Annotated in this window: 7 protein-coding genes; 6 read left to right on the plus strand and 1 reads right to left on the minus strand. The window is 28.5% G+C overall.

Features of this window, described 5'->3' with window-relative positions:
• The 3 genes from B0A78_RS13345 to B0A78_RS13355 all read left to right on the plus strand — a co-directional run.
• A partial coding sequence (locus B0A78_RS13345) for a 1-acyl-sn-glycerol-3-phosphate acyltransferase (protein ID WP_317044854.1) occupies positions 1-592 on the plus strand: 592 nt, incomplete at its 5' end.
• 152 nt (positions 593-744) lie between these two features.
• Complete coding sequence (locus B0A78_RS13350) at positions 745-1,890, plus strand: M14 family metallopeptidase (protein ID WP_014165283.1); 1,146 nt, start codon at positions 745-747, stop codon at positions 1,888-1,890.
• Between the two features lie 60 nt (positions 1,891-1,950).
• Entirely contained in the window at positions 1,951-2,430 is a 480-nt protein-coding gene (locus tag B0A78_RS13355) for an Lrp/AsnC family transcriptional regulator (protein WP_014165284.1), read from the plus strand.
• A 61-nt stretch (positions 2,431-2,491) separates the two neighbouring features.
• Here B0A78_RS13355 and B0A78_RS13360 read toward each other — a convergent pair whose 3' ends face one another.
• Positions 2,492-2,965 (minus strand): DUF4348 domain-containing protein, encoded by a 474-nt coding sequence (locus B0A78_RS13360; RefSeq protein WP_014165285.1) that lies wholly within the window; start codon positions 2,963-2,965, stop codon positions 2,492-2,494.
• A 357-nt stretch (positions 2,966-3,322) separates the two neighbouring features.
• On the opposite strand from B0A78_RS13360, the gene B0A78_RS13365 reads away from it, so the two are divergent.
• The 3 genes from B0A78_RS13365 to B0A78_RS13375 form a co-directional block, all read left to right on the plus strand.
• The gene (locus tag B0A78_RS13365; protein ID WP_041253394.1) at positions 3,323-3,712 is read left to right on the plus strand and encodes a hypothetical protein; all 390 of its coding nucleotides are present in this window, start codon (positions 3,323-3,325) and stop codon (positions 3,710-3,712) included.
• A gap of 2 nt (positions 3,713-3,714) precedes the next feature.
• On the plus strand, positions 3,715-4,764 hold the full coding sequence (locus B0A78_RS13370; RefSeq protein WP_014165287.1) for a radical SAM protein: 1,050 nt from the start codon (positions 3,715-3,717) through the stop codon (positions 4,762-4,764).
• The coding region (locus B0A78_RS13375) for a hypothetical protein (protein ID WP_133065795.1) at positions 4,761-8,389 on the plus strand (3,629 nt) is incomplete at its 3' end. The genes B0A78_RS13370 and B0A78_RS13375, both read left to right, overlap by 4 nt.

Genomic DNA, 8,389 nt, shown 5'->3' on the forward strand with positions numbered 1-8,389 from the left:
TTGTATACAATACATACGAAGCCTCAAAGAAATGAAAAAAAGAGTATACCGATTTATATTTTTTAAGTTAATGGGATGGAAAATAGTAGGAGACTACCAATCCTATATGATTGATATAAAAAAAAGTGTAATGCCTGTAGTTCCTCATACCAGTTGGCATGATTTTTATATAGGATTATTAACAAGAGGTTCGTTAGGTATCAATATTAATTTTGTTGCTAAAAAAGAACTTTTTAAATTTCCTTTTGGTTATTATTTTAAATGGGTAGGAGGAGAACCTCTTAATCGTTTTAAAAATGAAAATAAAGTAGATGCAATTGCAAAAATCTTCTCACGAAAAGAAGAATTTAGATTGTCTATTTCACCTGAAGGTACTCGAAAAAAAGTATCTGAATGGAAAACAGGATTTTATTACATTGCCCTAAAAGCCAATGTTCCTATTGTTGCCATTGGTTTTGATTGGAAAAATAAACAAGTTATTGCTTTTCCTAAAATAATCCCTTCGGGAGATAAAGAAAAAGATTTTGCCATTTTAGAAAGCTATTTCAATGGAATTGTAGGTAAAGTTCCCGAATACAGCTTTACTAAATAATTCTCTTAGGTGATTATAATAAAGCTATATCTCCATTTTTGTTAATTTGATTCTCACATTACGGTTGTTTTAATTAGGAAAAGATTTAAAATATTTTTTTCAAGGAAGAACTATGTGATTACTATAATTAATTTTAAAAAAAGATCAAACGGATGAATTTTTATACAGACTATAAAGAAAAAACTATTTCAGGGCGCTATATTACCAATACTGACTTAGAAGTAATATTAGATCAATTGAACCCAAACTTTGAAATTAAAATATTGGGACAATCCGTTCAAGAACGACCTATTTATTCTATTAAGTTTGGAACCGGATCTACAAGAATATTTATGTGGTCACAAATGCACGGAAATGAATCGACAACTACTAAAGCATTGTTTGATTTTTTAAACTTTTTAGGTTCAAAAGAACCATTAGCTCAAAGGTTGGCAACATCGTGTACTTTTTTTATGATTCCTATAGTCAATCCAGATGGAGCAGTTGCTTACACAAGAGTAAATGCTAATCAAATAGATTTAAATCGCGATTCAGTAGCATTAACACAACCTGAATCAAAAATTTTACGTAAAATTTTTGAAGAGTTTAAACCTGATTTTTGCTTTAATTTACATGACCAACGCACAATATTTGGAACAGGAGATTCAGGTAAGCCAGCAACCGTTTCTTTTTTGGCACCCTCTTTTAATGAAGCCTGTGAATATAATGAATGTAGATTGCGTGCAGTAGATGTTATTTTAGCAATGACGAATGAATTACAAAAACATATACCCAATCAAATTGGAAGATTTGATGATACTTTTAATTTAAATTGTATAGGAGATTATTTTCAGTATTCAGGAGTGCCTACTATTTTGTTTGAAGCAGGGCATTTTCAAAATGATTATGAAAGAGAAGAAACCAGAAAATATATTTTTATTGCATATATAGCCGGATTAGAACATATTATTTCTTCAAAAAAAACAGAAGTAAATTTGAAGGGATATTTGAATATTCCGCAAAATAAAATCAATTTTTATGATTTTATTTACAAAAATATTAGGTTAAAAAGCGATTCTTTAGATATTATTACTAAATTTGCATCCCACTATAAAGAAGTCCTGTTTCAAGGAAAAGTCCATTTTGAAGCCGAGATCGTAGCCATTGGAGATCTAGAAAGAAATTTCGCACATCAAGTTTATGATTTAAAAGGAGGTCTATATCAAGACGAATTTGGGAACTATCCCGAATTGGAAAAAGATGCTAATTTTTCTGTAAATATTAACAATATTTTTGTAAATGGAGTGCTTAAAAAGTAATATTTTAGATGTATTTAAACAAAAACTAAAAAATAAAAACACAAACAAAGAAATAATTATATGAGTAAGTTTAAATTAGATGAGGTTGATCATCAGATTCTTGATATGTTAATTGATAATACGAGAATACCATTTACAGACATTGCAAAAAAACTTTTAATTTCAGCAGGAACTGTCCATGTGCGTGTTAAAAAATTAGAAGATGCTGGTATTATCCAAGGATCCTCACTAACATTGGACTATGAAAAATTAGGATATTCATTTATTGCCTATGTTGGAGTATTTTTAAATAATACATCACAAACGAAGTTTGTTTTAGAAAGAATTAATGAAATTCCTTTTGTAACAGTTGCTCACGTGACGACAGGAAAGTTTAATATTTTTTGTAAGATTAGAGCAAAAGATACAAAACACGCTAAAGATGTAATCTATATGATTGATGATATTGATGGAGTATATAGAACAGAAACAATGATTTCTTTAGAAGAAAGTATTAATGATAAAAAAAGATTAATGCACACAATCTTTAGAGAAATGTAAATTATCAGTACTGATAATTTTAGAAAAAGAGTATTGAAAAAAATCAATACTCTTTTTCTATTTATATCGATTGGTTATTACACGAAATCAACAGCCATTTTCCGTTTATTTTCTCAAAAATATAATCTACATAAATGCCGTTATCAACCCCTCTAATTTCAACAACTGCTTTATTATCTTTGAACTTAACCGTTTGTGTATAACGATCATATTCTCTTGTTAAAGCATCTTTAGGGTAGCGAAAATCAAGGATTTCATAAGCTTTTTTGTCCATTAATTTCTTTACCGTACCTGTTTCAGGATCTATCCATTCTTCAAGTACTAATGGAAATGTAACACGGCTTACTTGAAATACAGAATCTTTACTAAAAGCCTCAAGGAAAGATTTAAAATCATCATCTATAGATTTTGTATTAGCGTTTATTGTTGTTGGCGGTTTCTTTTTTACCTCTTTTGGTGCTTCGATAGTAGTGGTTTCTTTTTTACAACTGATGGAAAGTATAGCTAGTAATACTACAAAATAAGTTTTAAGCATATTTATTGGTTTTAAGTGACTTTGCAAATATAATTTTTAACGAATAAAAGGAAGTACAATTTATTATTCCCTTTTCTTCTCTTTACAGCATTTTTTAAAATTTGTCCTCCAACTAAAATTTGTCATATTTTTTATTTTACTAGATTGTAAGATTTTATTTTATTATCCTTTTCGTTATATTTGAAAGAAGCAATAGAAAATGTTGTAAAAACATATTTAATAATAAACAAGACGGATATTAGTTTATCCTTTTCAAATTGTGTTTCATAGTGAAAAAACTGAATCCCTAAAGTAGATTGTATTTTTTCGATGCGAAACTTAAAAAACTTAATCTATCCAATACTAAAAAACGACAAAATGAAAATAAGAAATGACTTTGTATCAAATAGTAGTTCTGTTAGTTATATTATAACAATGAAAAAAGATATTGTTGAAACTTTTGCAAGATTCCATGGAGATAGCAAAGATAATGAAATTCAAAAAGTAACCGAGTTTTTGAAAAATGACATTTCTGAAAATGGAACCAGAATTTATATGGAAGGAGAGGAAATGATAATCAAAAAAATAAAATTTAACACGGATGGAGGCACAAATTGTAGAGAATGGATTGAAGAAAACGGAAAAAAGGTAGAAATTGATAAAATGACGGATGAAGAATTGTGGAGTTACATATATGGAGAATATATCCTAAAAGGTGAAATTGCTAAAATAGCTGGCTTTGGTTCAACGCAAGTAGAAACTTATTAAATATGGCATTAATCAGAAGACATAGCGAAGGGTATAATTTTATTGCTGACAATGAGACTGGAGTTACTATGAGATGGGGTAAAACATTTAAAGATGATCCTTATCGAGCTCCTTTACCAGAATTAGTTGATATTTCAATTTCTAATCATTGTACAAAAGGATGTACCTTTTGCTATCGAGATAGTGTTCCGAATAATGTTTTTATGAGTTTAGATGATTATGAATTTGCTATAAAATCATTATACAGCGAAAAATGGGGTAATGTTTTTCAAGTTGCTCTTGGTGGTGGTGAACCATTAGAACATCCAAATTTTATAGAAATATTAAAAATATCTCGCAAATACAATGTAGTACCAAATTTTACTACTAATGCAATGCATATTACCGAAGCGATTGCAAAAGAAATTAAACCTTTGGTTGGAGCAGTTGCAATCTCTTTTCCAAACATTAGAACAATTCCTAAATCAAAAGCTCAAATTTTCATAAATGAAGGAATTAGAACAAATATTCATTTTATTCTTGACAAAAAGAGTATCAAACAAGGAATTGAAATTTTGGAAGGAAACCACAACGATATATTAAAAGGGTTTAACTCTCTCATTTTTTTAACATTTAAACCAATGGGACGAGGAGATGACAGCTTATGTCTTGAGTTAAATGACGATTTAAAGAAGTTTTGTTTACTTATTGATAAGCATAAATGCTCCTTAAATATTGGTTTTGATTCTTGTTTTATGCCAATGCTAATGCACTTTACAAATACTACAATTGATTTTATTGAGCCTTGTGAGTGTGCATTTTTTTCAGCATACATTGATGAAAATCTTGTAGTTAAACCTTGCTCATTTACTAGTCACAATAGAGATAACCATAGTTTAAAAGATAATTCATTTGAAGAAATTTGGAATAATCATTGGGAATCATACAGAAATGCTCAAGTAAACACCTGTCAAAGAGAGTGCAAAAACTCAAGCAATTGTCGAGGCGGTTGTCCTTATTACGACCAAATTAATCTTTGCAAAACGAGTGAACCTGAAAAAGCTTTAGTATGATAAGTATTCAATGGAGCCAATTCGAGCAAAATCAACAAGCAAAGGATATCAGTTTTGAGTCATTTTGCTTTCAAGTTGCATATTTAAAATATAAGGATTACGGTTATTTTGAAAACTTCTATAATACACCTGGTTCAGAATATTATCTTACGCTTCATTCAGACTGTCCTGAATTGAACCTTAAAGCAGGTGATGAGATAGGCTGGCAGGTAAAATGGTGGTTTAATAGTGAAGAAAATACATCTCTAACAGCAAGTAGGCGTGATGAGTTAGAAAAAGGTTTTACTACAACACTTAAAAGACATCCTAATATAAAATTATGGATTATTTGTACTCCAGGAAGTTTTATTGAAGATAAATTTATTGAGCTAAAAACAGCGTTAGCTAATCTAAAATCAGATACAATCATTTCTCATTGGAACAAAGACACTTTTTCTAATTTCCTAACTCAAGAATTTAACAAATTTAGTGATGTCTTTAACCATTACTTCAACACAAGTTTTATTGATTTTGAATTTATTAAGAAGTATTCTCAAAGGAGAATAGAAGATTTACAAAAGAAATTTGATACAGACTTGTACACTCCATCACATTATGATGATGAAGTTTTTTTTGTAATGAGCTATAAGGCAATATTTGAAGCAATTGACATTAAAATCAAGTACTTACAAGATGATTTGGATAAAATAGAAAAAGACGACTCATTCAATGCTGAATTCAAAACTTTTGATGAAGAATATATTGAAACGGCTCAAGCATTACTAAAGAAATGTGTTCACATATCTAAAGAAACTATAAGAATTATTACATCTGGACTATCAATAGAAAAAGTCAAAACTCTTAAATCCATATTGCTCTCTTTTGATAAAGAATACGAATGTTCAGCAATTATTCTTGATAGAAAAATTAAATCAAAAGAATACATAATTGATAAGAAAAACTGGAAGGAAAAACATACAAATGATACTTATATAGTTCCTTCAATAACAAAACTTAGAGATTATCTTATCTCATCAAAAGAAGATGGAGAAAGTTGCCTTTTAGATTTCATTAATGATGTTAATACCAAAGATATTCATATTCTAAGTAGTGCTGGTTACGGAAAAACCAATATAGCTTGTAATATATGTGCAGAATCACTAAAAAAGAATATTCCAGCAATATTAATACTTGGGTCATCTTTTAGAAAAAATGAAAATCCAAAAACTCAAATTTTAGAACAATTAGAAATTAGCACTCAATATACTTTCAAACAGTTTATACAAGCATTAAATACATTAGGTCTTATAAAAGGTATTAAAATACCAATTATAATAGATGGTTTAAATGAAAGTAAACCTTTTGATGATATTTGGAAATCTAATATTAAAGATATTATAAGAGATATAAAGGAGCTAGACTATGTGTTATTAATAACAACTTGTAGAAATCGTTATGTAGAAGCTATTTTCGAAGAGTCAGACATAACTAAAATTCCAAATACGAAAACACTTAGTGGTCTTACAGAAAAACAAAGACTTAAAGCAATACCTAAATATTTTAACAAGTACAATATCACACCAACATCTTGGAATTTCAATCAAGAATTGTTTGTCGACCCATTATTATTGAAAATATTTTCGGTTGTAAATGAAAATTCGGAAAACCTACATATTTCGTTAGAAAATGTATTCGTGAGTATTGATAGATATATTGAAGAAATAGCAGAAAACTCTAGTAAAATTGAATCCAAAATCGATAAAATCGCTAAAAAGCACGTAGAAAATCAAATAAGACATTTTTGTAAGCATTTATGGTTAAATAGTACTAGGGAGATTTCTGATTTTGAATTTAACCAGATCATTTCACCTGAATCACCAAACCAAATGGGAGATTTGACGAAAAAGCTTTTAGATGAGGGCTTATGTTTTCAAAAAAATCTAAGAACGAATGACGAAACTGTTCAATTTACATATGACAGAGTCGCAGGATATGCCATAGCATCAAAAGTTCTTCTTAACAATTTAACAAAGTCCGAAGAATTAAAAGATGCGTTGATTAAACTTGGTGTTGAAAAAATGCTTTTTAACAAAGAAACTTACCATCCCCTTCGTCAAGATATCTTAATGTCACTATTACACTTATTACCTAGTAAATTTGACGTTCAATTATTTGAATTATTTGATAACGATTCTGTTTTGGAAGAAGCTTATAACAACATTGATTATTTTATTGATAATCCTAAAGGGCAAGAAAAAATCCTCAAAAACATTCTTAATGAAAATCGGCAAAGTCGTAATTTGAAAATATTGTTTGAGAAGTTATTAGAAAACAATTTCAAGAAAGAAGTTCACGGCTTAGGTGATTTTACAATTAAAGTTCTTGCGTCTTTATCACAAGTTGAAATAGATATACATTGGAGTGAATTAATCAGAAAAAATAAATATTCAGTTTTTCCTTTACTTAGAGATATAAACAAGTTTTATTTCAAAAGTAATATTCAAGTAAGAAATATTGAACAAGATTTGTATTTATCGTTTTTATCAACTACTTCAAGTGACAAATCAATTAGAAGTTTAGCCACAGAAAATTTATTTTTAATTGGAAAAAAGTATCCTGATGAATTATTAAGATTAGCTAGTATCACAATTCCATTTCCTGACATCAACAGTGTTGAATCAATTATTGTAGCAATTTGCGGTACTACCCTATCGATAAAAGATAAAGATTTCACTCAAAAATGTCTCTCATTTTTTGAGACTCAGTTCATACCTAATTTCAACAACACTCATATTTGTATTATAGAATACATCTTTACCATTCAAGAATTTGCTAAAACAATCTTTGATCTTGATTTTGCAGAAGAAGTATTATTCTCGAAAGAGAATTACAATATCTCGATTGATGAAAAAATCAAAGAAGAAATAGGAAAAAATATTTATCACGATTGGCATTTTGATCTAGACTTATATGATTTTAATAAATATCAAATAAAAGGTATTGCTTCTGACCATTACGATAAAAGAGATACATTACCATCATCCGATTGTCTTGCCATTATATTAAGTAATATTCAAGCAAAAGGGTATGATGAAGCTATTTTTGAAGTGATTAATAAGGATTTTCAAGAAGATAGAACTTATAAATATGGTGGACGTAGAGGAAATGACAACTTGATTAAATATTCAGAGAAATATTTATGGCAATCTTATTTTGAGTTTGTAGGTTATCTCGTTTTAGATGGTCGTTTAAAATCAGAAAATGGTGAAAGATTCAGAAGTAGTGACAATTTTTTTGATCCAACTTTTCCTAGATTACCAAGAAAATTTCAATTAATTACGAATTGTTTATTTCCTTCAAAAGATGAAAACATACAAGATTGGATTAATTCAGAAGACGATAATCTTGTAGATAAATTCCTAATACATAATTTATATACAGATGATGAATGGGTATTGACTTCTTTGAGTGTTACCCAAGAAGGTAATAATGACACAAGAATAAATGTATATCTTACTAGTTTTTTTATCCTTTATGATAAAATTAAAAAACTAGAAAATATTATTCATTCTGGAAATTTTCATCATAATCCAATTTCTTTTCATCAAATATACTCAGGAGAAATAAATTGGAGTAATTCAGTCGT

Source organism: Flavobacterium columnare NBRC 100251 = ATCC 23463, assembly GCF_002530675.1.
GTDB lineage: Bacteria > Bacteroidota > Bacteroidia > Flavobacteriales > Flavobacteriaceae > Flavobacterium > Flavobacterium columnare.

What these genes read in the sequence shown, in the direction of transcription:
- B0A78_RS13365 (WP_041253394.1), top strand. Translation starts at nt 3,323, where the DNA reads ATGAAAATAAGAAATGACTTTGTATCAAATAGTAGTTCTGTTAGTTAT.
- B0A78_RS13360 (WP_014165285.1), bottom strand. Translation starts at nt 2,965, where the DNA reads ATGCTTAAAACTTATTTTGTAGTATTACTAGCTATACTTTCCATCAGT.
- B0A78_RS13350 (WP_014165283.1), top strand. Translation starts at nt 745, where the DNA reads ATGAATTTTTATACAGACTATAAAGAAAAAACTATTTCAGGGCGCTAT.
- B0A78_RS13355 (WP_014165284.1), top strand. Translation starts at nt 1,951, where the DNA reads ATGAGTAAGTTTAAATTAGATGAGGTTGATCATCAGATTCTTGATATG.
- B0A78_RS13370 (WP_014165287.1), top strand. Translation starts at nt 3,715, where the DNA reads ATGGCATTAATCAGAAGACATAGCGAAGGGTATAATTTTATTGCTGAC.